Genomic DNA, 24,067 nt, shown 5'->3' with positions numbered 1-24,067 from the left:
GGGCGTGCCTTGCCAGGCAGGCACCAGCGTCAGGTTCTGCCCTCGGAAGGACAGGGGGGGGCTTTGAACGCAACCCACACCAGCATCATCCCGCCGCCACACGCCCGCGCTATGCTGCGCGCCTGCCGCCCGATGCCCCCGCGATGAAGCTCGCCATCCTGTCCCGCAACAGTTCCCTGTATTCCACCCGTCGGCTGGTCGAGGCCGCGCGCGCGCGCGGGCACACTGTGCGCGTGCTGGACCCGTTGCGCTGCTACATGCGCATTGCCGCCGATGGCTTTTCGATGCATTACAAGGGCCGGCCGATGACCGGCGTGGATGCGGTGATTCCGCGCATCGGCGCCTCCATCACCCGTTACGGCACCGCCGTGCTGCGCCAGTTCGAACTGATGGGCGCGCGCACGCCCAACCCGTCAGACGCCATCCTGCGCTCGCGCGACAAGCTGCGCGCGCATCAGTTGCTGGCGGCCAAGGGCATCGACATGCCGGTCACGGTGTTCGGCGACAACCCCGACGACACCGTGGACCTGCTGTCCATGCTGGGCCCGGCCCCGCATGTGGTGAAGCTCAACGAAGGCACCCAGGGGCGGGGCGTGATCCTGACCGAAAAGGCCAGCGCCTCGCGCGGCATCGTCGAGGCCCTGCGTGGCCTGTACGCCAACTTTCTCATGCAGGAATTCATTGGCGAGGCCAAGGGCGCCGACCTGCGCTGCTTCGTGGTGGGCGACCAGGTGGTGGCGTCCATGCAGCGCCAGGCCGCCGAGGGCGACTTCCGTTCCAACCTGCACGCCGGCGGCACCGCCCAGCCGGCCAAGGCCAGCCGCGCCGAGCAGCAGGTGGCCGTGCGCTCGGCCAAGGCGCTGGGCCTGTCGGTCTGCGGGGTGGACCTGATCCGCTCCCAGCGCGGGCCGCTGGTGCTGGAAGTGAACTCGACCCCGGGGCTGGAGGGCATTGAGGCCGCCTGCGGGGTGGACGTGGCCGAGCGCATCATCGTGCACGTGGAAAAGCTGAAAAAACCCTGAAATTCAATGGCTTGCGCATTCGTTCAGCTGGCAGGAGCGGGTTTAACACCGCTTTAATCGGCCGGGGCGTAGTCTCCATTTCACCGCAGCTCTGCCTCTCAGCAGGATCGGTAATCGGGATGACACTTCAAGCCCAGGCGGCGCAGCGCCGTCTGGGCTTTTTTCTTGCCGCGCAGCAACTTGCGCACGGCGGGGTCTTGGCTGAACATGCTTGGGCCACTACCGGCACACCTAAGGAGGGGAATGTGATGCGTAAGGTTGCATGTGCTGTCCTGTTCGTCCTGGCCTCCGCCAGCGCTGCGGCAAGCAGTGGCACGGCCGGCCCGCTGGATGTCAGCCGCCCGGCCGATCTGGTCACCACCCAGATTTCCACCATCCGCGCCGATCTGGCCAAGGGTGAGCTCTATGCCGAAATTTCTGCCGGCGAACAGGCCAAGGTGAGCGATGCGCTGACCCGCATCCAGACCGCCATTGACCGCAGCGGTGGCGCTGAACTTTCCAGCGGCCAGCAGGTCTCTGTGTTCAACGACCAGGAGATCGTCAACACGGTCTTGACCCGCGCCAAGGATGATAGCCGCATGATCTGCAAGCGCACCCGCGCGGTGGGCAGCAACATGGTGACCTCGCAGTGCATGACCGTGGCCCAGCGCCGCGCTTTGCGCCGCGACAGCCAGCGCGACCTGAACGACGTCCAGCGCAACCGGCCGTTGCCGGAACGCTAAAACACCAAACATTCAAGAGGCTACAGTGAGAATTCTGGTAATCGAAGACAACAGTGACATCGCGGCCAACCTGGGTGATTACCTGGAAGACCGTGGCCACACCGTCGATTTCGCCGCCGACGGTGTGACCGGGCTGCACCTGGCCGTGGTGCATGAGTTCGACGCGATCGTGCTGGATCTCAACCTGCCCGGCATGGACGGCATCGAGGTCTGCCGCAAGCTTCGCAATGAAGCGCGCAAGCAGACCCCGGTACTCATGCTCACCGCCCGCGATTCGCTGGACAACAAGCTGGCCGGCTTCGATTCGGGTGCCGACGACTACCTGATCAAGCCGTTCGCGCTGCAGGAAGTGGAAGTGCGCTTGAACGCGCTGTCGCGCCGCGGCAAGGGCGTACAGACCCGCGTGCTGGAAACCGGCGATCTGGAATACAACCTGGACACGCTGGAAGTGCGCCGCCAGGGCAAGCTGCTGCAGCTCAACCCCACCGCCCTGAAGATCCTGCAGGCACTGATGGAAGCGGCCCCGGCAGTGGTCACCCGCCAGGAACTGGAAACCCGCGTATGGGGCGAAGAGCTGCCCGATTCCGACTCGCTGCGCGTGCACATCCACGGCCTGCGTGCGGTGGTGGACAAGCCGTTTGAAGTGCCGCTGATCCAGACCCGCCATGGCATCGGATACCGCATCGCCACACCGGAAGCCTGATTCGGTGGCGGCGAAAGGGGAGCGTCGGCGCACGCCTTATCGGCGGCGCCTGCGCAGCCGCATCATCGTGTCATTCGTGTTGTTGGGCTTCTGCCTGACAACCCTGTTCGCGTTCGCCACCAACTGGGCCCGCATCCGCGTGGAAAACCAGCTGGTGGAAGACGTGATGAACCGCAACATCAACGAGTACGCGCGTCGCTTCTACGAACACCCCGGGCGCAACCCGGAAGTGCCGGTGCAGCAGATCAAGGCGTATGCGTACTCGCGCGACAAGTTCGACCGGGTGCGCGAGAACCAGCCGGACTGGGCCGCCCTGCCCAATGGCAACTACAACCTGAGCGGCACCGACGAGCAGGGCCAGCCGTACGCCTACAAGCTGGCGGTGCGCAAGGCCGACGACGCCTGGTTCTTCCTGGCCTATGACATGACCGACAGCGTGCGCGGCGGGCAGCAGCTCAGCCGCGCGCTGGTGCTGTCAGTGCTGGTGTTCAGCCTGCTGTCGCTGGTGCTGGGCTGGTGGTCGGCATCGAAGGTGATGAAGCCGGTGTCCGACCTGGCCGCACGCCTGCGCGCGTATCGCGGTGGCAGCAGCGACCCCGAGCCGCTGGCACCGCGCTTCCCCGATGACGAAGTGGGGCAGTTGGCGCAGGCGCTGGACGATTATTCATCGCGGCTGACCGAAGTGGTGCAGCGCGACCGCGAGTTCAATGCCGATGTGAGCCACGAGCTGCGCACGCCGCTGGCCGTGATCCGCGGCGCCACCGAACTGCTGCTGACCCGCCCGGGCCTGGACGACAAGGTGCTGCAGCGTCTGCAGCGCATCCAGCGTGCCGAACAGCAGTGCAGCGATCTGATTGGCGCCTTGCTGCTGCTGTCTCGCAACGAGCGCGGGCAGGGCACCAGCAACGTGGCCCGCGTGGCCGAGCAACTGCTGGATGCACATCGCGCCCAGTTGGGCGGCAAGCCGCTGGAGCTGGTGCTGGAAGGCGAGCGCGATCTGGTGATCGACGCGCCCGAGGCCGCGCTGTCGGTGGCGCTGGGCAATCTGATCGGCAATGCGGTGAAGTATTCGCAGGACGGCGACGTGCGCGTGCACGTGGGCGGCAATGCGGTGTCGGTAACCGACAGCGGCCCGGGCCTGAGCGAAGAAGATGCCGCCAAGCTGTTCCAGCGCGGTTATCGCGGCACGCATGCCGGCCATTCGCAGGGCGGCGGTATTGGCCTGTCGATCGTCAGCCGCCTGTGCGATCTGTACGGCTGGCAGGTAAGCGTGCGGCCGGGCGGCCAGCGCGGCGTGATCGCCACGCTGACGTTCTCGCCGAAGCCGCTGTAATCGGGCACACGGAAACCCGGTAGGCGCCGACCTTGGTCGGCGCGCGTACTGCGCGCGATGTGTCGTGACTGGCGTGTGCGTGGGTGACGTTGCGGCGTTCTGTGCGGCGCTGACACCGTGGTGATGTGATCGGAATCGCGCAGCGGCTGTGCGTGGCGGCACGAATGGGCTGCGGAGTAGGGGCGGTGGCGCTTTTGCCTCGTGATTGCCGAGGCGGGCGATGGCCTGATGGCCCGGCCGGGGCAGGTGCCTTGGCCGGGATTGGCGTCCTGAAATCTACCCAACAATCAACAAACCTCTGATGTGCCGCTGGCCATCATGGAATATGCACCGTGTGCCTGCTTCTGGCGGACGGTGCGTGGGGATTCATTGGAATCCGCCGGAGTGTTTCGTTGATTGTTGTGATCCGGTACGCCAACCCGCACCGTCCGCCACCTTGCATCCGCAGGTGGCCCCGCCGTCTGCGGAGGAGCATCGTCATGTCACAGCGCACCGCCTATCCCAACCTGCATCGCCTGGTTGGCGATTCCATCGACCAGCTTCCGGCCGAGATTGCCGAACGCATTGAAGACGTACTCTCTGAACCCACCGACCTGCTGCCGAACCTGCTGGCCCGCATGGATGGCCGCGACACCGCCGAAGGCCAGCCGCAGAAGGCCACCGGCCTGACCCCGGCCCAGGCCGTCACCCTGGCCAGCCTGAGCCGCACCCTGGCCGGCCTGAATGCCCTGATCCAGATGCTGCACGCCGCCGAAGCCGCCCGCGTACAAGGCAGCACCGGCCAACAATTGCCACCCGACGTGGTGGAGGGTCTGCTGCTGGCCACCCGCGAACTGGCCCAGTACGCCCGCCGCCAGCTGGGCTGAAGGGCAGAGCACCCGAAGGGGTCGGATCCCTTTCCTGCGGAAAGGGCTCTGACCCCAGCTTAGCCAGCCGCCCAGGGTCGGATCCCTTTCCGCTGGAAAGGGCTCTGACCCCGATCAGGCACGCGGAAAGGCGGTTTAGTCGAGCAAGCTCGACGCTACGTGGGTTCAATCCGCTAGCTGCAGGTACTGCTCATGCAGCGCTTCCACCCGCGCCTGCAGGTCATCCGGGTGCCCCTTATTGACCACCACGTCATCGGCCAGCGCCAAGCGCTGTGCGCGGCTGGCCTGGGCGGCAATCATCTGGTCGGCCAGCGCGGCATCGATGCCATCGCGCTGCATCAGCCGGGCATGCTGCACGGCCTCGGGGGCGTCCACCACCAGCACGCGGTCCAGCCACCGGGAGGCCGCGCGCCATCGCCCACTGCAAGCTCGGCCAGTTCCCTCCCGGCCGGGTGTGCATGCGTGTGTTTTCCCCGTTGCTTTCGCTCAGGAGCGCGGCTGCAGGAATCACTGCTCATTGGAGGCTGGGCCGTGCGCCGCCACATACTCCTGGGCTGTTTCGTCGCCAAGGTCGGCGGCCTTGTCGATCCAGTAAAGCGCTTGTTTCGTGTCCTGATCGACTCCGTTGCCATGCATCAAGGCAAGACCGTATTCGTACATCGAAGCGGGGTCGCCCGCGTCCGTGCCGATCTTGAAGCAGTCCGCCGCACGTACATCGTCGATCTCGACCCAGTCGCCGAACAGGTATCTCATCCCGAGAGCGAAGATCGCTGGAATGTATCCCATCTCCGCAGCGGTCTGTTCAGACTTCAGCATTCTGTCCTCATGCGCCTCTCTGGGCTCGCCCTTTGGGCTGAAGCCTCCCATGAGGTAGATGCCCTCTGCGGTTCCTGCTGCGGGATGCGACTTTACGAAGTCGTAAGCTTCTCTGAAGCCTTGTGTCTCGCAAATCTCACTGAAATCTTTGGACAATTGAGTTGGGAAATTGCTCATGGATCCTTCCAGACTATGTAACCCAGATGCGGTTTGAGCTTGCGTGCTCGGGAGCGCTTCCACAAGGCCGCGGCCGGCATTGACGAAGCCATACACATGTACGCCTCCAGCCGGACGTCATCCGTGTGAGCCTTGCTTGGGGGCTGTCGCTGTCGCTGTCGCTGTCGCTGGCGCTGGCGCAGGGGTTTATCCCGCCGAAGCCAGGTACAGCCCATGCAGCCGCTCCACCTGCGCCTGCAGCGCATCCGGATGCCCATCATTGATTACCACGTCATCGGCCAGCGCCAAGCGCTGTGCGCGGCTGGCCTGGGCGGCAATCATCTGGTCGGCCAGCGCGGCATCGATGCCGTCGCGCTGCATCAGCCGGGCATGCTGCACGGCCTCGGGGGCGTCCACCACCAGTACGCGGTCCAACCACGGGTAGGCCGTGCGTCCGCCCACTTCGGTCAGCAGGGGGATGGCGGCAATCGCATACGGGCTGGGTGCCTGCTCGCACTGCTGCTGCATCAGCAGGCGGATGGCCGGATGGGTGATGGCTTCCAGTGCCGTGCGTTCGGCCGGGTCGGCGAAGATGTGGGCGCGCAACCGCGCCCGGTCCAGGGTACCGTCGGCCAGCAGCATGTTGGCGCCGAAGCGCTCGGCAATGCGGGCCAGGGCCGGCGCACCGGGGGCGACCACGGCGCGGGCGGCCAGATCGGCGTCGGCCACCACGATCCCCAGCGCCTCGAAGCGCCGGGTCACCTCGCTCTTGCCGGCGGCAATGCCGCCGGTCAGGCCCACCACGTAGCGGCTCATGGCGGTGCCGTCAGCGCAGCCCGCTCATCACCAGGTACTGGTTCAGCAGCGGCTCGCCCCACATGAAGAACAGCCAGCCGGCCAGCGCCAGGTAGGGGCCGAACGGGATGGGGGTGGCCTTGTCACGGCCCCGGCTGTACAGCCAGATGGAGCCGATGAGGGCACCCAGCACCGAGGACATCAGGATGATGGGCAGTACGCCCTTCATGCCGCACCAGGCGCCCAGCGCCGCCAACAGCTTGAAATCGCCGTGGCCCATGCCTTCCTTGCCGGTCAGCTGTTTGAACAGCCACCACACCGACCACAGCGACAGGTAGCCCAGCAGCGCGCCCAGCAGGGCGGGCTTGGCGGGCATGTACAGGTTGTCAATGCTGCCTATCAGGCCCAGCCACATCAGCGGCAGGGTCAACTGGTCCGGTAGCAGCTGGGTGCGCAGGTCGATGCCCGACAGGGCAATCAGGAAGCAGGTCAGCACGATGGCGCCGAAGCCCTGCCAGCCGAATCCGAACTGCCAGACGCAGGCCAGCACCATCACCGCGGTCAGTGCTTCCACCAGCGGGTACTGGATGGAAATGGGGGCCTTGCAGTGGCGGCACTTGCCGCCCTGGATCAGCCAGCTGAACAGGGGGATGTTTTCGTACCAGGACAGCTTGTGCTTGCAGTGCGGGCAGTGCGAGGGCTCCACCACGATGCCCGGCGGGGCCGGTTCGTAGTAGTCCGGTTCTTCCAGAACCTCGCGCGCATCGCGCTTCCACTGCCATTCCAGCCGCTTGGGCAGGCGCAGGATGACGACGTTCAGGAAACTGCCCAGCAGCAGCCCCAGACCGGCCGCGGCGGGGTAGCCGAGGCCGGGATGCTGGTCGAGAAATGCCATGTTTATTCTTATCCGACGACGGCGCCCAGCTTGAAGATGGGCAGGTACATGCCGATGACCATGCCGCCTACGACGACACCGATGAAGACCATGATCATCGGTTCCAGCAGGCTGCTCAGGGCATCCACGGCATTGTTGACTTCCTGCTCATAATACTCTGCAACCTTGAACAGCATCGTATCCAGTGCGCCGGCCTCTTCGCCGATGCCGGTCATCTGGATGACCATATGCGGGAAGAGGTTGGTCTGCTTCATGGCCATGTTGACCGGATAGCCGACCGACACGTCGTCACGCATGCGCAACACGGCTTCTTCGTAGACCTTGTTGCCTGTGGCGCCTGCAACGATGCCCAGGGCTTCCACCAAGGGCACGCCGGCCTTGAAGGTGACAGCGGTGGTGCGGGCGAAACGGGCGATGGCGCTGTTGTGCATGATCTGGCCGATCACCGGCACCTTCAGGATCAGGCGATCCATGGTGTGCTGCATCTTGGGTGAGCGTTTGTAGGCCATGGCAAAGCCGACAACCGCACCGATCAGGACTATGGCAATCAGCCACCACCAGGAAACCATGAATCGAGACATGCCCACGATCAGCATTGTGAATGCGGGCAAGTCGGCACCGAAGCCGCGGAAGACCTCCTCGAACTGCGGGACCACGAAAACCAGCATGATGGCACTGACCAGCAGCGCCACCACCACAACCATGGCCGGATAGAACAACGCCTTCTTGATCTTTCCCTTCAGGGCTTCGATGTTTTCCTTGTATGTGGCAACCGTATCCAGGACGGTCTCAAGCACGCCAGCGCCTTCACCGGCACGTACCAGGTTGCGGTACAGCTCATCGAACTGAACAGGATGCTTGCTAACGGCCTCGTAGAGCGATGAACCACCTTCGATATCGGTCCGGATGGTATCCACCATCTTTTTCATGCGCGGGTTTTTGTGCCCGCTGCCAATGATTTCCAGTGCCGAGACAATTGGCACGCCGGACTTCATCATTGTTGCCATCTGCCGACTGAAGAAGGCGATGTCCTTGGGGCCCACGGCTTTGCCTGTTCCGCCGAACAGGGGCTTGGGCTTTACCTTGATCTGGCCAGGGTTGATCCCCTGACGGCGCAGCTCAGCACGCAGCAGATTGGCATTTTTTGCCAGCTGCTCGCCCTTCATTTTCACACCCCGCTTGTCGGTCCCCTCCCAGACAAACGGCTGCAGCTCCATCGTGGCGCGCGCCACGGGCTCTTTCTTGATCGCACTGCGACTGACAGACATGTTGGCTCCCCAAGGCCCGCCATCCCCAGGCGGGCATCATGACCGAGGATGTTAGCTGGTTCCGGGGCATTCGTGGGGGCCGCCAACGTGACGTGCCGCAGGGTTTTCGGCGTGCAGGGGCAGTAGGTGACGCACTGCGTCACATTGATGGGTCCGTCGCATTTCCTGCCCAGGGGGCTTCACATACAGGAATTTGCTGCCATCATTGGCGCCGGGGAAATCCAGGGGGAGGCGTGCCGGGGTTGGCACGCAACCTGCGTTGATCCACCCGCAGGGCGCAGGACCTGCTCAGCCGGCCGATGGCCGGACCGATCCTGCGTACTGAACTCAACCACCATCTATCTTGGGGATGTAAACATGAAGAACCAGAAGGGCTTCACCCTGATCGAACTGATGATCGTCGTTGCGATCATCGCCATCCTGGCCGCCATCGCTCTGCCGGCTTACCAGGACTACACCGTCCGCGCTCGTGTGTCTGAAGCTGCTGTGCTGGCTTCGGGTGCCAAGACCACCGTCGCAGAAAACATCGCCAACAATGGCGGCGCGCTGCCGGCAGATGCCTGCGTTGGTGTTGATACGGCGATTCCCGCCAACAACCCGAACGTCGCTTCCATGACCTGCACTGCAGGCACTGGTGCAATTGCTGTGACCATGACCTCGGACAAGGGCAAGAGCACCGTTCTGACCTATACCCCGACCGCGCAGGCTGGTGCTGTCGGTACCACCTGGAAGTGCGTTGGTAGCGGTAGCGCTGCCAAGTACTACCCGGCAGAGTGCCGTACCGCTGCTGCTGCTGGCGGTGACAGCTAATCGGTGTTGCTGACCTATTGAGCGAGGAAATGGGGGGCGAATGCTCCCCATTTTCTTTTTGGATGGATCATTGCATCGGCAATCGGTTCCATTTAGCGGTACAACTTCATTACGTGCCATGGGGAGGCACTGTACATGGACGCCCAACGAGGCTTCACTCTCATAGAGCTGATGATTGTTGTAGCAATCATCGCAATCCTTGCTGCAATAGCCCTTCCGGCTTATCAGGACTACACGATCAGGGCGCGCGTATCTGAGGCGGTGGTCCTTATGTCTTATGCGAAGGTCACCGTTACTGAAAATGTCAACAACAAGAACGTCTTGGACGCAGCAGCGTGTTCAGGAGTTGACGCGGTTACGACAGCGACGGAGAACGTGGCATCCATGAGCTGCTCAGGAAACGGGGTGCTTACCGTCCTGACGACCGATAAGGCAGGTGCGGTGACCTTGCGTTTGACGCCGTCGTACAACCCGAACGAGGTCGTCCGCTGGCAGTGCAGCACGGTTTCCGGCCAGCCCAAGCATATCCCGCCGGAATGCAGGTAGTCGTTTCAGTTCGAGCGCCTGCGACGTCAGTCGGTCCTTTCGCCTGCAAGGTCAGTCCGGTAATCTGCGCAGGGGAGTAGGAGTGCATAGATGAACACAGTCGTTAACGCCAACCTCGTCGGCATCACCGGTCTGGCCCGTCGCCTTGTGCAGGACGGTGCGCTGGACGAAGCCGGCGCCCGCGATGCCATGGCCAAGGCGACGGCTGCCAAGCAGCCCCTGCCGACCTGGTTCGCACAGAACAAGGTGGTGGGCGCCGCCCAGCTGGCAGCGGCCAACTCGGTTGAGTTCGGCATGCCGCTGTTCGACGTGTCCACGTTCGACAGCAGCCAGAACGCCATGAGCCTGGTCAGCGAAGAGCTGCTGCGCAAGCACAACGTGCTGCCGCTGTTCAAGCGCGGCGGCAAGCTGTTCGTCGGCACCAGCAACCCCACCCATTCGCTGGACGAGATCAAGTTCCACACCAACCTGGTGGTGGAACCGATCCTGGTGGACGAGGACCAGATCCGGCGCACCCTGGAGCAGTGGCATTCCAGCCACGACACCTTGGGCGACGCGCTGGGCGGCGACGACGACGGCATGGCCAACCTGGACATCTCCGGCGGTGAGGAGGACATGTCGTCCTCCGACAGCGGCGTAGACGCCAAGGGCGACGACACCCCGGTGGTGAAGTTCGTCAACAAGGTGCTGGTCGATGCGATCCGCAAGGGCGCGTCGGACATCCACTTCGAGCCCTACGAAGACGACTACCGCGTGCGCCTGCGCATCGATGGTCTGCTGAAGATGGTGGCGCGCGCGCCGGTGAAGTTGAACCAGCGCATCGCGGCCCGCCTGAAGGTGATGGCGCAGCTGGACATCGCCGAAAAGCGCGTGCCGCAGGACGGTCGCATCAAGCTGAACCTGTCCAAGAGCAAGCAGATCGACTTCCGCGTCAGCACGCTGCCGACCCTGTTCGGCGAAAAGGTGGTGCTGCGTATTCTGGACGGCAGCGCGGCCAAGCTGGGAATCGACAAGCTGGGCTACGAACCGGACCAGCAGAAGCTGTTCCTGGAAGCCATCCACAAGCCCTACGGCATGGTGCTGGTGACCGGCCCGACCGGTTCGGGCAAGACCGTTTCGCTCTATACCGCGCTGGGCATCCTGAACGATGAAACGCGCAATATTTCCACCGCCGAAGACCCGGTGGAAATCCGTCTGCCCGGCGTGAACCAGGTGCAGCAGAACAACAAGCGCGGCATGACCTTTGCGGCGGCGCTGCGCTCGTTCCTGCGACAGGATCCGGACATCATCATGGTGGGCGAAATCCGCGACCTGGAGACGGCGGAAATCGCGATCAAGGCGGCGCAGACCGGTCACATGGTGCTGTCCACGCTGCATACCAACGATGCGCCGCAGACCATCGCGCGTCTGATGAACATGGGCATTGCCCCGTACAACATCACCAGCTCGGTCACCCTGGTGATCGCCCAGCGTCTGGCGCGCCGGCTGTGCAACAACTGCAAGCGTCCGGCGGAACTGCCGGCGCATGCGCTGCTGGCCGAAGGCTTCACCCAGGCACAGTTGGATGCGGGTATCCAGCTGCACGAAGCGGTGGGCTGCGATGAATGCACCGAGGGCTACAAGGGCCGTACCGGCCTGTACCAGGTGATGCCGATGACCGACGAGATTTCCACCATCGTGCTGGCCGGCGGCAACGCCCTGCAGATTGCCGAAGCCGCGCAGGCGATCGGCGTGAATGATCTGCGCCAGTCGGCGCTGAAGAAGGTAGCGGCGGGTGTGACCAGCCTGGCTGAGATCAACCGCGTTACCAAGGATTGATGCGGTTGTAGATCCACGCCATGCGTGGATAACGCCGGCCCGATGGGGTCAGAGCCCTTTCCTGCGGAAAGGGATCCGACCCCGGGCCTTCCGGCCCTTATTCCATGCCCAGCTTTTTCAGCTTGTAGCGCAGCGCGCGGAAGGTGATGCCCAGTTGCGCGGCAGTGCGGGTCTTGTTCCAGCGGTTCTCTTCCAGCGCACGCTGGATGGCGCTGCGTTCGAGCTGCTCGATGTACGAGGGCAGGGCGGCGCTGCCGGGTTGCAGGTCTGCTACCGCTTCCACGGCCACGGCCGGATGGGCGCCGCCGGCGGCGCGCGGGGCGTGCTGCGGCAGGCGCAGATCGTCGGCGCCAATGCGGTCTTCTTCGGCCAGCGCCAGCGCGCGCTCCAGGATGTTCTCCAGCTCGCGCACGTTGCCGGGGAAGCCGTACTGGGCCAGTGCGTCCAGCGCCGACGGGGCCAGCAGCGGGGTCGCGCGGCCGTGACTGCGGGCCAGCCGCGCCAGGATGGAACCGGCCAGGTCCGGCAGGTCCTGGCGGCGCTCGCGCAGCGGCGGCACCCTCAGTTCAATCACGTTGATGCGGTAATACAGGTCGTGGCGGAAGCGGCCGTCTTCGACCAGCTCGGCCAGGTCCTTGTGGGTGGCCGACAGGATGCGCACGTCCACCGGTTCTTCATTGGAAGCGCCCACCGCGCGCACCGATTTTTCCTGGATCGCGCGCAGCAGCTTCACCTGCATCTGCAGCGGCAGTTCGGCCACCTCATCGAGGAACAGGGTGCCGCCATGGGCGGCCTGGAACAGGCCCGGCTTGTCGGCGTGGGCGCCGCTGAAGCTGCCCTTGCGGTGGCCGAAGAACTCGCTTTCCATCAGCTCGCTGGGAATGGCGCCGCAGTTCACCGGCACGAACGGGCCGGCCGCGCGGGCGCCCTGGGCGTGGATGGTGCGTGCCACCAGTTCCTTGCCCACGCCCGATTCGCCCAGGATGTAGACCGGGGCCTGGCTGCGGGCCACTTTGCCGATGGTGGTGCGCAGCACGTCCATGGCCGGCGAACTGCCCAGCAGGCGCGCGGCCTGTTCGGCGGCCGGGCCGGTGGCGGGGCGCTCGGCGTTGTTCAGTTCCAGCGCGTGCTTCACCAGCCCGCGCAGCACCGAAATATCCACCGGCTTGCTGACGAAATCGAAAGCGCCGGCCTTCAGCGCTTCCACCGCCAGATCCATGCTGCCGAAGGCGGTGATCATCGCCACCGGGGTGCGCGGGTAGTGGTGGGCGATCTCGCTCACCAGCTCGATGCCGTTGCCATCGGGCAGGCGCATGTCGGTGATGCACAGATCGTAGGGATTGCTGGCCAGCAGCTCGCGCGCTTCGGCAAGGTTGGCGGCGGTGCTGATGCGCAGGCCCATGCGGCCAAGGGTCAGCACCAGCAGTTCGCGGATGTCGCGTTCATCGTCGACGATGAGAGCGCTGCGGGTTTCGTTCATGGGCGGAAAGATAGCCGAGGGGGGGCGGAAGCGACAAATACTTGACGCGGTGGATCAGGTCGGAAGCAGGGTGTGCGGGCCCGGCAGGACCAGGCGGAAGCACGAGCCGCCGGCCGGCACCGGGATGTAATCCAGGCGTGCCTGGTTGGCGCGGCACAGCTCACGGGCGATATACAGGCCCAGGCCGGTGCCGTGCTCGGACGTGGTGAAGAACGGGCGGAACAACTGCGCGGCCACCGCTTCGGGAATGCCGGGGCCGCGGTCCATAACGTCGATCACTGCGTTGCGCTCGTGCAGGGCCACGCGCAGGCGCACGCGCGCCGGCTGCTGGCCCACGCGGCCATACTTCAGCGCGTTGTGCACCAGCACGGTCAGCACCTGGTAAAGATGGCGGGTGTCCACCTGCGCCGGCACCGAGGTGTCGGTGATGATCGGTTCGATGCTGTCCGTTTCCAGTGTCTGGCCCTGCTTGTACTCCAGCACGAAGCGGCGCACGAAGGCGGCCAGATCGACGTTTTCCGGGGTGGCGCGTTCGCGCCGGGCCAGGCCCAGCACGCTTTCCACGATGCTGTTGGTGCGCTGGCACTGCTGGTGGATGATCTGCAGCAGGCGGCGGTCGCTTTCGTTGAAACCGGTGCCTTCTTCCAGCAGCTGCACCGCATAGTTGATGGCGGCCAGCGGGTTGCGGATCTCATGGGCCAGGCTGGCCGAGAAGCGGCCCATGGCCGACAGGGTGAGCGATTCGGCGCGGCGCGAGACCACGCTGGAATCGTCCAGGAACACCAGGGCCAGATCGCTGCCGGCCAGCAGGCGGGCAAAGCGCGGCTGTACTTCCGGCTGGTCGGGGTTGAGCTGCAGCGGCAGTTCGTCCTGGGTCCAGCCGTTGCGCCAGCGGTTGAGGCGGCGCGCCAGTTCCGGGGCGATGCTGGCCAGGTCCAGGCGGCCGGTTTCGCCCACGCCATCGTTGTCGCCCAGCAGCAGCGATGCCGCTTCGTTGGCCAGGGTGATGCGGTTTTCACCATCGACCACCAGCACGCCGGTGCGCATGCGGCGGATGATCAGTTCGTTGATCTGGAACAGGTTGGCCACTTCGTCGCCGCGCTGGTTGGCCAGCTGCTGGTTGCGACGGGCGCGGTTGCCCACCTGGTAGCTGATGAAGGCCAGGGCCAGGTAGCTGGTGGCGAACATGGCCAGTTCGGCCAGGGTGCGGGTGGGGTCGCCGCCTTCCAGCACCTTCCACAGGTATTCGGCGGCGGTGGCCACGCTGGCGGCCAGCGCCAGGCACAGGCCCCAGCTGAGCGGCAGCAGGGTGGCGGCTGCGGCGATGTTGAACAGCAGCGACATCGAAATGCCGGCGCTGGCGCCGGGCAGGGCGTGCGCAAGCAGGCTGGCGGCGACGATATCCAGTAGCACGCCACCGACCACGGTGGGGCGCAGCCAGCGTTCGCTGCGGCCGATCAGCAGCCACAGCAGCGACAGGCCCAGGTAGGCGCCGCCCACGGCATAGGCCAGGCGCGGGTGGTGGGCTTCGCCGACCATGGCCGACAACGGGCTGTAGAGCAGGGCGGCGATGACCGACGCGATCAGCACCCGGTACAGGGCGAAGAAGTACAGCTCACGCCGCGGTATCGATTCGATGCGGTCGATCAATGAAGCACTGGGTGACACGCCGGAACTCCCCTTCTGGCTGCCTGGAACTGGGTTTGACGGCGGTGGCCTGCAGCGTAGCCGATGTTCCCCCGATCATCGGAACCGCTTTGTAGAGTCGAGCCATGCTCGACTGCTTCGGCAAAGCAGTCGAGCATGGCTCGACTCTACAGATCGCCCGTCGAGCATGGCTCGACGCTACAGATCACCCGTCGAGCATGGCTCGACGCTACAGATCACCCGTCGAGCAAGCTTGACGCTACCGGGCCCAGTATAGGCCTGTGGAAGCGATTTCCTGCGCAATCGGGCCCGGGCGGCCGCGTGGCTGGGCCCGCCCGGCGCCCGCAACTGCCTGAATGACGGCGGAAATCTGCCCGGGTCTGGCCATTTGTCCATACTTCTTTGCGCCCCGGCGCCGGCTCGGCCACAATAGTGGGCCCGCCGCGGTCCATGCCGGCGCCCCGCCGGGGCCCCTGAGGAATTGCGTGCGGTCGTTCCTATTCCCACGGTGACGCATGAATTTCCACGAATACCAGTCAAAACAACTGCTTGCCGAATACGGCATTCCGGTCCCGGCCGGCAAGGTCGCTGCGACCCCGGACGAGGCGGTTGCCGCTGCCAACGCTCTGGGCCAGGGCCCCTGGATGGTCAAGGCGCAGATCCACGCTGGCGGCCGCGGTAAGGCTGGCGGCGTCAAGTTCTGCAAGACCACCGACGATGTGAAGGCCGCTGCGGCCAAGATGCTCGGCACCAAGATGGCCACCTACCAGACCGCAGGCGTTGAACTGCCGGTCAACCTGGTGCTGGTGACCACCGCCGGCGAGATCGTCAAGGAACTGTACCTGTCGGTGCTGGTTGACCGTGGCACCAAGACCATCACCTACATCGCTTCTTCGGAAGGCGGCGTGGAGATCGAGCAGGTTGCCGCTGAAACCCCGGAACTGATCCACTCGCTGAACGTCGACTTCGTCGAAGGCGTGCAGGGTTACCACGGCCGCGATTTCGGCTTCAAGCTGGGCCTGACCGCCAAGCAGGCCGGCCAGTTCGCCAGCATCATGGTGAACCTGTACCGCCTGTTCAACGAAAAGGACCTGGCCCTGGTTGAAATCAACCCGCTGGCCATCCTGGACGACGGCAACCTGTACGCGCTGGACGGCAAGTTCGACAGCGACGACAACGCCGCGTTCCGCCAGAAGGCCCTGGTCGCCATGCGCGACAAGACCCAGGAAGATCCGACCGAAGTGATCGCTTCGGAACTGGACATCAACTACGTCACCATGGACGGCAACATCGGCTGCATGGTGAACGGCGCCGGTCTGGCCATGGCCACCATGGACGTCATCAAGCTCAACGGCGGCGAGCCGGCGAACTTCCTGGACGTGGGCGGCGGTGCCAACAAGCAGCGCGTCATTGAAGCCTTCAAGCTGATCCTGTCCTCGGACAAGGTCGAAGGCATCTTCGTCAACATCTTCGGCGGCATCGTCCGCTGCGACATGATTGCCGAAGGCATCATCGCCGCCGTGAAGGAAGTGGGCGTCAAGGTTCCGGTCGTGGTGCGCCTGGAAGGCACCAACGTGGAAGAAGGCAAGCAGCTGCTGCGTGACAGCGGCATGGCCATCATCCCGGCTGACAACATCAACGATGGCGCCAAGAAGATCGTTGAAGCTGTCAAGAACGCCGCCTGATACCGACACCAAGGAATTACCATGTCTGTTTTGATCAACAAGAACACCAAGGTGATCGTGCAGGGCTTCACCGGCCAGCAGGGCACCTTCCACGCCACTCAGATGATCGAGTACGGCACCCAGGTTGTTGGCGGCGTGACCCCGGGCAAGGGTGGCACCACCCATATCGACCTGCCGGTCTTCAACACCGTTGCCGACGCCGTGCAGAGCACCGGCGCCAACGCGTCGGTCATCTACGTGCCGCCGCCGTACGCCGCTGACGCGATCCTGGAAGCCGCTGCTGCCGGCATCAAGGTCATCGTCTGCATCACCGAAGGCATTCCGGTGCTGGACATGCTGCGCGTGAAGAACGTGCTGACCCGTTCGCATCCGGACACCGTGCTGATCGGGCCGAACTGCCCGGGCGTCATCACCCCGGGTGAGTGCAAGATCGGCATCATGCCGGGCCACATCCACCAGCCGGGCAAGATCGGCATCGTGTCGCGTTCGGGCACCCTGACCTATGAAGCGGTCAAGCAGACCACCGAAGTCGGCCTGGGCCAGTCCACCTGCATCGGTATCGGTGGTGACCCGATCAACGGCCTGAACTTCGTCGACTGCCTGAAGCTGTTCAACGAAGACCCGCAGACCGAAGGCATCATCATGGTGGGCGAAATCGGCGGTGACGCTGAAGAAGCCGGCGCCGAGTACATCAAGAACCACGTGAAGAAGCCGGTTGTCGGTTTCATCGCCGGTGCGTCGGCTCCGGCCGGCAAGCGCATGGGCCACGCCGGTGCGATCGCCTCGGGTGGCAAGGGCACGGCCGAAGGCAAGTTTGCCGCCATGGAAGCTGCCGGTGTCGTCACCGTCCGCTCGCCGGGCGACCTGGGCGCTGCCATCGCCAAGCTGGTGAAATAAGATCGACTGCCTCCGGCAGACGCTCTTGTAGAGTCGAGCCATGCTCGACTGGCACCAAACAGAAAAGCCGCCTTCGGGCGGCTTTTCTGCGTCTGGCGGTGTGCCGGTCGGCCCCATCCACGCATGGCGTGGATCTACCGGGCGTGGCCATGCCGGGCGAGCGCATGGCGCGGCGCTACAATGGGCGCATTGCAACCACAGGCTGGACCCTCATGGCTTCGATCCGTATCGCGATGGCGCAGTTCGATTTCCCGGTCGGCGATGTTGCCGGCAATTCCGAACGCATCATCGAGATGATCGGCCAGGCGCGCGATGAGTACGGCGCCGAGCTGGTGATGTTCCCCGAGCTGGCCGTCAGCGGCTATCCGCCGGAAGACCTGCTGCTGCGCCCGGGCTTCCTGTACGAATGCGAGCAGGCCATGGCGCGCATCGCCGCCGCCTGCCGTGGCATCACCGCCGTGGTGGGCTGGCCGCAGGCCGCCGGCGCGGTGGTCTACAACGCCGCCAGCGTGCTGCGCGATGGCTTGGTGGAACAGACTTACCGCAAGCGCGAACTGCCCAACTATGCCGTGTTCGACGAGCGCCGCTACTTCGATGTCGACCCCGATGGCGGCAGCTGCGTGTTCGAGGTGAACGGCATTGCGGTGGGCCTGCTGATCTGCGAAGACCTGTGGTTTGCCGAGCCGATGGCCGACACCGTGCAGGCCGGCGCGCAGCTGGTGGTGGTTCCCAACGCGTCGCCCTACGAGCGCGGCAAGCATGCCCAGCGCGACGCCGTGCTGGCCGCGCGCACCCGCGAGAGCGGGGCGGCCATTGCCTACCTGAATGTGGTGGGCGGCCAGGACGCCCTGGTGTTCGACGGTGCGTCGGTGGTGGCCGATGGCGATGGCACGGTGCACCCGGCCGCTGCGGCCTTCATGGACCAGTGGCTGGTGGTGGACTACGACGGCGCCAGCCGCCGCTTCATGCCGCATGTGTGGATGGACGACGGCGACGAGAGCATGGATGCGCTGGCCTGGCGTGCGGTGACCCGCGGTATCCAGGATTACTGCCGCAAGAACGGCTTCAAAAAGGTGTGGCTGGGCCTGTCCGGCGGCATCGATTCGGCGCTGGTGCTGGCCCTGGCCGTGGATGCGCTGGGCGCGGACAACGTGACCGCCGTGCGCCTGCCCTCGCGCTACACCGCCGGCATGTCCAACGATCTGGCGGCAGAGCAGTGCCAGACGCTGGGCGTGAAGCTGGAGGCGGTATCGATCGAGCCGGCCTTCAAGGGCCTGATGGAATCGCTGGCACCGATGTTCGAAGGCACCACGCCGGATGTGACCGAAGAGAACCTGCAGTCGCGCAGCCGCGGCGTGATCCTGATGGCGCTGGCCAACAAGTTCGGCGGCCTGCTGCTGACCACCGGCAACAAGAGCGAATACGCGGTGGGTTACGCCACGATCTATGGCGACATGTGCGGTGGCTATGCGCCGCTGAAGGACCTGTACAAGACCGAGGTGTTCGGGCTGTCGAAGTGGCGCAATACCGTGGGTGGCGCGCCGGTCATTCCGCCGGCGGTGATCAGCCGCCCGCCGTCGGCCGAGCTGCGCGAGAACCAGCTGGACCAGGATTCGCTGCCGGCCTACGACGTGCTGGACGGCATTCTGTACCGCTACGTGGACCAGGAGCAGTCGCGCGCGGAGATCGTGGCGGCCGGTTACGACGCGGCCGTGGTGGACCGGGTGCTGCGCCTGGTGCGCATCAGTGAGTGGAAACGCCACCAGGCCGCGCCGGGCCCGAAGGTGTCGCGCCGGGCATTCGGCCGCGAGCGCCGGTACCCGATCAGCAACGGGTTCAAGGGGTAAGGGCGGCCCGGGCCACCCCTCCCCGGTAGGTGCGGACCTTGGTCCGCACGGTGTTCGACCATCATCCACGCATGGCGTGGACCCACAAACCCATCATCGTGCGGCGTCCAGCTGTTGTTCCAGCGCTGCCAATTCGGCTGCGGGGTCGAAGCGGGCATCCTCCAGCCGTGCACGCACGAATGCCAACCCATCGGCCGCGGCCGCATCCAGCGTGCCGCGGTGGTCGACTGGGTACTGCCGGAAGGCCACCGGCTCGCCACGCAGGGCCAGGCCGGCGGCGTACAGCAGCGTGGTCAGGTAGGGCACATCCTGGTCGCCGGTGCCGTGGGCCAGCATCAACGGCTGGGTGAACCCGCGCCGTGGCACGCCCAGATAGTCGTGCAGCAGCGTCCAGATGCCCGGCACTGTGGTCAACGGGGCGCTGAACATCTCGCCTGCGCTGGCACCCTCCAGCTGCGCGGCCAGATCGGTCAGGCAGTGCTGGCGGGCCAGCGCGATGCGGGCCCGTCCCTGCGGGCTCAGCACCCGGTCGATCTGCGGCGCCACCTGCAGCAGGCCATCGAGCAGATAGGCGTGATAGGCGTTCAGTGCCCCCGGGTTGGCGGTGCGGTTGTCGGGCCGCATCACCAGCGCGGTGATTTCCACGGCCGTGGGCGTGCCAGCAGTGAAGCTGCCCTTGAACTGCAGGGCGGGGCCAGCGTAGTCAGTCGCCAGGTGGCCGGCGCTCAGCGCGGCCGACGCCCCCTGCGAATAGCCCACCGAGACCCAGCGGGGCGACAGACGCCCGCCGTCCAGGAACTGGTGGCTGGCCTTGACCATGTCGATGCTGTTGCGCGCGGCGGTGCGCACGTGCAGGTAGGTATGCTGGCCCGGGCTGCCGAGGCCCTGGTAATCGGCGGCGACCACCGCATAGCCCTGGCCGAGGAAGTGGTCCAGGAAGCGCCCGTCGCGCTCGGGATGGGTGGGGCCGGACACCGACGGCGCGCAGTGGTTGGCAATGCCCTGGGTGCCATGCGCCCAGGACACCACCGGCCAGCCGCCCGCCGGCGCGGTGCCAGCAGGCAGGTAGAGCAGCCCGGTGCCCTGGGCCAGGCGGCCGCTGTGATCGGGGGTGTGATAGCGCAGCAGGTAAGCCTGGGCCGCCTTCGAGGGCACCCAGTCGGCGCGGTAGGGGGCGGCGGAGAGCAGATCGCCGGGCTCGGCCGCCTGGGCAGCCACGGGCAGGCCCAGCAGGGGGGCAGCGAGGGCGGCCAGAAGCGGGCGGATGCGGGAAACGATTGAGGTCATGCGGACTCCAGGCAGGCGGGAATGGCCGTGCACGGGAGTGTGGAAGGCGGTGCGGGCAGGGTCTGGGACCGGGATCGCAACAGCCGCGGATTCGAAGAATTCCTAATCCCGGCATCCAGAGGTCAGTGGATCCACGCCATGCGTGGATGGGGGTATTCCCAGCGTCCAATTGCCAAGCGCCGTCGAGCATGGCTCGACGCTACAAAAAGAAAGGGCCCCTTGCGGGGCCCATTCTTTTACTTCTTTTCCAACCGTGCGTTGCGCTGGCCGGTGCTGGCGGACTTCTCGCCGGCGAACGGGTTCAGCTTGCGGATCATCCACGGGTACTTGGGCCACTTGCCTTCCAGCCACGGGTGGGTGGGCTGGTTCAGGGTCAGCACGCGGCGGGCATCGTCGGCCAGCGTCTTGTTGCCCAGGTGGGTGTAGGCTTCGCCCAGCACCGCCACGGCGTCGTACTGGTACGCGCTCTGCGGGTAGGTTTCCAGCAGGAAGTTGGCGCGGCCGGCGGCGGAAACATAGGCTTCGCGGCGCAGGTAGTACAGGGCGTTGTCCAGCTCGTGCTGGGCGAACACGTCACGCAGCACGATCATGCGCTGGCGCGCATCGGCGGCGTAGCGGCTGTTCGGGTAACGGTCCACCACGATGTTGAAGTCGGCATAGGCCTGGTGCGGGGTGGACAGATCGCGGCGGCTCGGATCCAGCGACCATACGCGGCGCAGGAAAACCGTATTGCGATTGGAGTTGGCCAGGCCGCGCAGGTAGTACAGATAAGCGATGTTGCGGTGGGTCGGGTAGGTGCGGATGAAGCGGTCGATGCTGGACACCGCGTCATCGTGCTTGCCGGCCTTGTACTGGGCGTAGGCGGTCTCGATCATCGCCTGTTCGGTGTACGGGCCGTACGGGTACTGGGCCACCAGACGGCGGAAGCTGGCTTCGGCGCCGCTCCAGTTGCCGCCCTTCATGAGCGCGTGGCTCTTGTCGTACAGCTGTTCGACAGGCGTGCCTTCATCGGGGCGATCCCCCTTCTTGGCACCGCGGTGGCAACCGGTGGCGGCGATGACCAGCACCAGCAGCAGGGCGGTGAGGCGGACGGGCGCGGAGAGCATGGCGGAGCGTCGGATCATGGGGTCAAGGCGGGACGCGTCTGGAATACGAAGGGTCGATGATAGCCTAGTGTCCTGTCCTGCGACTGAAACCGGCCGCCCGGACCCCAAAATTTCAAAGATCCCCCTTGCCATGTCTGAACAAACTTCCGAATCGGCCCGCCAGGCCATCGTTCCCGATACCGCCGCCGGCCGGCGTTTCGACGCCGTTGTGGCCGAGCTGTTCCCCGAATATTCCCGCTCGCGCCTGACCGAGTGGATCAAATCCGGCGATGTGCTGCTGGACGGCGCCCAGGCCCGACCGCGCGACCCGCTGCGCGGCGGCGAGGTGGTGAGCCTGACTGTGGTGCTGGACACCCAGACCGACGCCCAGCCCGAAGACATCCCGCTGGACGTGCTGTTCGAGGATGAGCACCTGCTGGTGATCAACAAGCCGGTGGGCCTGGTGGTGCACCCCGGCGCCGGCAACCACAGCGGCACCCTGGTGAACGCCCTGCTGTACCGCGACCCGTCGGTGGCCGTGCTGCCGCGCGCCGGCATCGTGCACCGCCTGGACAAGGACACCAGCGGCGTGATGGTGGTGGCCCGTACCCTGGAAGCGCAGACCGCGCTGGTGGAACAGCTGGCCGCGCGCGATGTGCACCGCCAGTACCTGGCCGTGGTGATGGGCGCGCTGGTGGCCGGCGGCACCGCCGATGCCCCGATCGACCGCCACCCGCGCGACCGCCTGAAGATGGGCGTGCGCGAAGATGGCAAGGAAGCGGTGACCCATTACCGCCTGCGCGAGCGCTTCCGCGCCCATACCGCGCTGGAATGCCGCCTGGAAACCGGCCGCACCCACCAGATCCGCGTGCACATGGCGCACCTGCGCCACCCGATCGTGGGTGACCCGCTGTACGGCGGCGCGCTGAAGCTGCCCAAGGGCGCCAGCAACGAACTGGTGGCCGCGCTGCGCGGCTTCAAGCGCCAGGCGCTGCACGCTGAAACCCTGGAGTTCGTGCACCCGATCACCGGCCAACCGGTGCGAAACAGTGCGCCGGTGCCGGCCGACATGCTGCACCTGATGAAGGTGCTGCGCGAAGACAGCGAAGCATTTGCTGCGCGCGAACGGGACCGCTGGTAATGGCCGCCGCACTGCCGCTGCTGCAGGCTGACTGGCCGGCACCGCCGGGAGTGCGGGCGCTGACCACCCGTCGCCACGGCGCGGGTATTTCACCGGCGCCGTTCGACCAGTTCAACCTGGGCAACCGGCATGCTGCCGATGGCGATACCCCGGCCAACGTGGAGCACAACCGCCAATTGCTGCAGCAGGGCCTGGCCCTGCCGTCGGCGCCGCACTGGCTGCGCCAGGTACACAGCAGCACGGTGCTGCGCTTCAACGCGCCGCCGCAGGCAGGGGCCAGCGAACCCGTGGCCGATGCGTCGGTCACCTCTGAACGGGGCGTGGTGCTGGCCATCCTGACCGCCGATTGCCTGCCGGTGGTGTTTGCCGCCGCCGATGGCAGCGAAGTGGGCGCTGCGCATGCCGGGTGGCGCGGGCTGGCCGACGGCATGCTGGAACACACGGTGGCTGCGATGACCACCGCCCCGGCGCAGCTGCGCGCCTGGCTGGGCCCAGCGGCCGGGCCGCAGGACTACGAGATCGGCGAAGAGGTGTACCACGCCTTCGTCGGCCACGACCCGGCGGCCGCGGCGGCATTCGTGGCCACCCGCCAGGGGCACTGGAAGGTGGATCTGTTCGCGTTGGCGCGCCAGCGCCTGCAGATCGCGGGCATGGAGCCGGCCAACATCCATGGCGGCACCGTGTCCACCATGGCCGACCCGGATCTGTACTCGCACCGCCGCGATCGCCGTACCGGGCGCATGGCCACGCTGGTGTGGATGGCATGAGCCGGGGTGAGCCCGCTACGGGGTCAGAGCCCTTCCCTGGCGGGAAGGGATCCGACCCCTCCCACGTCGCCGTGATCGTGTTCGATGGCGTCTGCGCGCTGTGCAGCCGCTGGGTGCGCTTCCTGCTGCGCTTCGACCGCCGGGGCCGCTACCGCTTCGCCGCCATGCAGGGCGCGCACGGCAGTGGCCTGCTGCGCGCGCACGGGCTGGACCCGAACGACCCGCTGTCCTTCCTGCTGGTGGACGCACAGGGCGCCTGGACCGACACCAACGCGATCCTGCGGGTGCTGGCCGGCCTGGGCGGGCCGTGGCGGTTTGCCGGGGCGCTGCGCGTGCTGCCGCAGGCGTGGCGCGACCGCGCGTACCGCGTGCTGGCGCGCAACCGCTACCGCTGGTTCGGGCGCCACGATGCCTGCTTCCTGCCCAGCGCGGAACAGGCCGCGCGCTTCCTGGATTGACCGCCGCCGTCTGCTCTTTTGTA

22 protein-coding genes and 1 pseudogene are annotated in these 24,067 nt (G+C 65.8%); 14 read left to right on the top strand and 9 right to left on the bottom strand.

The genetic code is table 11. The annotated features are described in order from the left end of the window. Nucleotides 1-143 precede the first annotated feature (143 nt). From rimK to C1922_RS17325, 5 genes are all read left to right on the top strand, one after another. Nucleotides 144-1,022, top strand: a complete 879-nt coding sequence (gene rimK, locus C1922_RS17345; RefSeq protein WP_108750907.1) for a 30S ribosomal protein S6--L-glutamate ligase — start codon at nt 144-146, stop codon at nt 1,020-1,022. Nucleotides 1,023-1,270: 248 nt separating this feature from the next. Then, a complete protein-coding gene (locus C1922_RS17340; RefSeq protein WP_108750906.1) occupies nt 1,271-1,744 on the top strand; it encodes a hypothetical protein in 474 nt (157 codons plus the stop codon). Nucleotides 1,745-1,769: 25 nt separating this feature from the next. Then, on the top strand, nt 1,770-2,447 hold the full coding sequence (locus C1922_RS17335; protein WP_005410804.1) for a response regulator transcription factor: 678 nt from the start codon (nt 1,770-1,772) through the stop codon (nt 2,445-2,447). Further along, on the top strand, nt 2,410-3,780 hold the full coding sequence (locus C1922_RS17330; protein WP_108750905.1) for a HAMP domain-containing sensor histidine kinase: 1,371 nt from the start codon (nt 2,410-2,412) through the stop codon (nt 3,778-3,780). Before C1922_RS17335 ends, C1922_RS17330 begins: the two co-directional genes overlap by 38 nt. 479 nt (nt 3,781-4,259) lie before the next feature. Then, nucleotides 4,260-4,646: a hypothetical protein gene (locus C1922_RS17325; protein WP_108750904.1), complete on the top strand. Its 387-nt coding sequence runs from the start codon at nt 4,260-4,262 to the stop codon at nt 4,644-4,646. A 165-nt stretch (nt 4,647-4,811) separates the two neighbouring features. On the opposite strand, the pseudogene C1922_RS17320 reads toward C1922_RS17325, so the two are convergent. From C1922_RS17320 to C1922_RS17300, 5 genes and pseudogenes are all read right to left on the bottom strand, one after another. Continuing rightward, nucleotides 4,812-5,042, bottom strand: a pseudogene (locus tag C1922_RS17320) (dephospho-CoA kinase); the annotation flags it as partial. Between the two features lie 111 nt (nt 5,043-5,153). Next, nucleotides 5,154-5,639: a tetratricopeptide repeat protein gene (locus C1922_RS17315; RefSeq protein ID WP_108750903.1), complete on the bottom strand. Its 486-nt coding sequence runs from the start codon at nt 5,637-5,639 to the stop codon at nt 5,154-5,156. 186 nt (nt 5,640-5,825) lie between these two features. Next, a complete protein-coding gene (gene coaE, locus C1922_RS17310; protein ID WP_108750902.1) occupies nt 5,826-6,434 on the bottom strand; it encodes a dephospho-CoA kinase in 609 nt (202 codons plus the stop codon). 10 nt (nt 6,435-6,444) lie between these two features. Beyond that, nucleotides 6,445-7,308: an A24 family peptidase gene (locus tag C1922_RS17305; protein ID WP_108750901.1), complete on the bottom strand. Its 864-nt coding sequence runs from the start codon at nt 7,306-7,308 to the stop codon at nt 6,445-6,447. Nucleotides 7,309-7,316: 8 nt separating this feature from the next. Next, on the bottom strand, nt 7,317-8,576 hold the full coding sequence (locus C1922_RS17300; protein ID WP_108750900.1) for a type II secretion system F family protein: 1,260 nt from the start codon (nt 8,574-8,576) through the stop codon (nt 7,317-7,319). 357 nt (nt 8,577-8,933) lie between these two features. Between C1922_RS17300 and C1922_RS17295 the strand changes: the two genes are divergently transcribed. The 3 genes from C1922_RS17295 (at nt 8,934) to pilB (ending at nt 11,750) form a co-directional block, all read left to right on the top strand. Further along, nucleotides 8,934-9,386 carry a pilin gene (locus C1922_RS17295; RefSeq protein ID WP_108750899.1) on the top strand — a complete coding sequence of 151 codons (453 nt, stop codon included), beginning with the start codon at nt 8,934-8,936 and terminating at the stop codon, nt 9,384-9,386. 135 nt (nt 9,387-9,521) lie between these two features. After that, complete coding sequence (locus tag C1922_RS17290; protein WP_108750898.1) at nt 9,522-9,932, top strand: pilin; 411 nt, start codon at nt 9,522-9,524, stop codon at nt 9,930-9,932. Nucleotides 9,933-10,022: 90 nt separating this feature from the next. Next, the gene (gene pilB / locus C1922_RS17285; RefSeq protein ID WP_108750897.1) at nt 10,023-11,750 is read left to right on the top strand and encodes a type IV-A pilus assembly ATPase PilB; all 1,728 of its coding nucleotides are present in this window, start codon (nt 10,023-10,025) and stop codon (nt 11,748-11,750) included. A 97-nt stretch (nt 11,751-11,847) separates the two neighbouring features. Here pilB and C1922_RS17280 read toward each other — a convergent pair whose 3' ends face one another. Both C1922_RS17280 and C1922_RS17275 read right to left on the bottom strand, forming a co-directional pair. Then, nucleotides 11,848-13,230 carry a sigma-54 dependent transcriptional regulator gene (locus C1922_RS17280; protein WP_108750896.1) on the bottom strand — a complete coding sequence of 461 codons (1,383 nt, stop codon included), beginning with the start codon at nt 13,228-13,230 and terminating at the stop codon, nt 11,848-11,850. Nucleotides 13,231-13,284: 54 nt separating this feature from the next. Next, the gene (locus tag C1922_RS17275) at nt 13,285-14,898 is read right to left on the bottom strand and encodes an ATP-binding protein (RefSeq protein WP_108750895.1); all 1,614 of its coding nucleotides are present in this window, start codon (nt 14,896-14,898) and stop codon (nt 13,285-13,287) included. A 494-nt stretch (nt 14,899-15,392) separates the two neighbouring features. On the opposite strand from C1922_RS17275, the gene sucC reads away from it, so the two are divergent. The 3 genes from sucC to C1922_RS17260 all read left to right on the top strand — a co-directional run bounded on the left by sucC (nt 15,393) and on the right by C1922_RS17260 (nt 19,306). Continuing rightward, a complete protein-coding gene (sucC, locus tag C1922_RS17270; protein ID WP_108750894.1) occupies nt 15,393-16,562 on the top strand; it encodes an ADP-forming succinate--CoA ligase subunit beta in 1,170 nt (389 codons plus the stop codon). Nucleotides 16,563-16,583: 21 nt separating this feature from the next. Continuing rightward, nucleotides 16,584-17,459, top strand: coding sequence for a succinate--CoA ligase subunit alpha (sucD, locus tag C1922_RS17265; protein WP_005410793.1), 876 nt, complete (start codon nt 16,584-16,586; stop codon nt 17,457-17,459). A 212-nt stretch (nt 17,460-17,671) separates the two neighbouring features. Beyond that, nucleotides 17,672-19,306, top strand: a complete 1,635-nt coding sequence (locus tag C1922_RS17260) for an NAD+ synthase (RefSeq protein ID WP_108750893.1) — start codon at nt 17,672-17,674, stop codon at nt 19,304-19,306. 93 nt (nt 19,307-19,399) lie between these two features. On the opposite strand, the gene C1922_RS17255 is transcribed toward C1922_RS17260, so the two are convergent. Continuing rightward, complete coding sequence (locus C1922_RS17255; protein ID WP_108750892.1) at nt 19,400-20,593, bottom strand: lipase family protein; 1,194 nt, start codon at nt 20,591-20,593, stop codon at nt 19,400-19,402. Nucleotides 20,594-20,829: 236 nt separating this feature from the next. After that, nucleotides 20,830-21,717: an outer membrane protein assembly factor BamD gene (locus C1922_RS17250; RefSeq protein WP_108750891.1), complete on the bottom strand. Its 888-nt coding sequence runs from the start codon at nt 21,715-21,717 to the stop codon at nt 20,830-20,832. Between the two features lie 112 nt (nt 21,718-21,829). Between C1922_RS17250 and rluD the strand changes: the two genes are divergently transcribed. The 3 genes from rluD to C1922_RS17235 are packed head-to-tail and all read left to right on the top strand — an operon-like array spanning nt 21,830 to nt 24,044. After that, nucleotides 21,830-22,819: a 23S rRNA pseudouridine(1911/1915/1917) synthase RluD gene (rluD, locus tag C1922_RS17245; protein WP_108750890.1), complete on the top strand. Its 990-nt coding sequence runs from the start codon at nt 21,830-21,832 to the stop codon at nt 22,817-22,819. Continuing rightward, nucleotides 22,819-23,586 carry a peptidoglycan editing factor PgeF gene (gene pgeF / locus C1922_RS17240; RefSeq protein ID WP_108750889.1) on the top strand — a complete coding sequence of 256 codons (768 nt, stop codon included), beginning with the start codon at nt 22,819-22,821 and terminating at the stop codon, nt 23,584-23,586. Before rluD ends, pgeF begins: the two co-directional genes overlap by 1 nt. After that, nucleotides 23,583-24,044: a thiol-disulfide oxidoreductase DCC family protein gene (locus C1922_RS17235; RefSeq protein ID WP_108750888.1), complete on the top strand. Its 462-nt coding sequence runs from the start codon at nt 23,583-23,585 to the stop codon at nt 24,042-24,044. Before pgeF ends, C1922_RS17235 begins: the two co-directional genes overlap by 4 nt. Nucleotides 24,045-24,067: the final 23 nt, after the last annotated feature.

Source organism: Stenotrophomonas sp. ZAC14D2_NAIMI4_7, from assembly GCF_003086675.1.
In the GTDB taxonomy this organism is placed as follows: Bacteria; Pseudomonadota; Gammaproteobacteria; order Xanthomonadales; family Xanthomonadaceae; genus Stenotrophomonas.
This window is presented reverse-complemented; position numbering and strand designations above follow the sequence as displayed.

Coding starts and splice junctions, on each gene's coding strand:
- rimK (WP_108750907.1), top strand. CDS start 144: ATGAAGCTCGCCATCCTGTCCCGCAACAGTTCCCTGTATTCCACCCGT.
- C1922_RS17340 (WP_108750906.1), top strand. CDS start 1,271: ATGCGTAAGGTTGCATGTGCTGTCCTGTTCGTCCTGGCCTCCGCCAGC.
- C1922_RS17330 (WP_108750905.1), top strand. CDS start 2,410: ATGGCATCGGATACCGCATCGCCACACCGGAAGCCTGATTCGGTGGCG.
- C1922_RS17325 (WP_108750904.1), top strand. CDS start 4,260: ATGTCACAGCGCACCGCCTATCCCAACCTGCATCGCCTGGTTGGCGAT.
- C1922_RS17315 (WP_108750903.1), bottom strand. CDS start 5,639: ATGAGCAATTTCCCAACTCAATTGTCCAAAGATTTCAGTGAGATTTGC.
- coaE (WP_108750902.1), bottom strand. CDS start 6,434: ATGAGCCGCTACGTGGTGGGCCTGACCGGCGGCATTGCCGCCGGCAAG.
- C1922_RS17305 (WP_108750901.1), bottom strand. CDS start 7,308: ATGGCATTTCTCGACCAGCATCCCGGCCTCGGCTACCCCGCCGCGGCC.
- C1922_RS17300 (WP_108750900.1), bottom strand. CDS start 8,576: ATGTCTGTCAGTCGCAGTGCGATCAAGAAAGAGCCCGTGGCGCGCGCC.
- C1922_RS17295 (WP_108750899.1), top strand. CDS start 8,934: ATGAAGAACCAGAAGGGCTTCACCCTGATCGAACTGATGATCGTCGTT.
- C1922_RS17290 (WP_108750898.1), top strand. CDS start 9,522: ATGGACGCCCAACGAGGCTTCACTCTCATAGAGCTGATGATTGTTGTA.
- pilB (WP_108750897.1), top strand. CDS start 10,023: ATGAACACAGTCGTTAACGCCAACCTCGTCGGCATCACCGGTCTGGCC.
- C1922_RS17280 (WP_108750896.1), bottom strand. CDS start 13,230: ATGAACGAAACCCGCAGCGCTCTCATCGTCGACGATGAACGCGACATC.
- sucC (WP_108750894.1), top strand. CDS start 15,393: ATGAATTTCCACGAATACCAGTCAAAACAACTGCTTGCCGAATACGGC.
- sucD (WP_005410793.1), top strand. CDS start 16,584: ATGTCTGTTTTGATCAACAAGAACACCAAGGTGATCGTGCAGGGCTTC.
- C1922_RS17260 (WP_108750893.1), top strand. CDS start 17,672: ATGGCTTCGATCCGTATCGCGATGGCGCAGTTCGATTTCCCGGTCGGC.
- C1922_RS17255 (WP_108750892.1), bottom strand. CDS start 20,593: ATGACCTCAATCGTTTCCCGCATCCGCCCGCTTCTGGCCGCCCTCGCT.
- C1922_RS17250 (WP_108750891.1), bottom strand. CDS start 21,717: ATGATCCGACGCTCCGCCATGCTCTCCGCGCCCGTCCGCCTCACCGCC.
- rluD (WP_108750890.1), top strand. CDS start 21,830: ATGTCTGAACAAACTTCCGAATCGGCCCGCCAGGCCATCGTTCCCGAT.
- pgeF (WP_108750889.1), top strand. CDS start 22,819: ATGGCCGCCGCACTGCCGCTGCTGCAGGCTGACTGGCCGGCACCGCCG.
- C1922_RS17235 (WP_108750888.1), top strand. CDS start 23,583: ATGAGCCGGGGTGAGCCCGCTACGGGGTCAGAGCCCTTCCCTGGCGGG.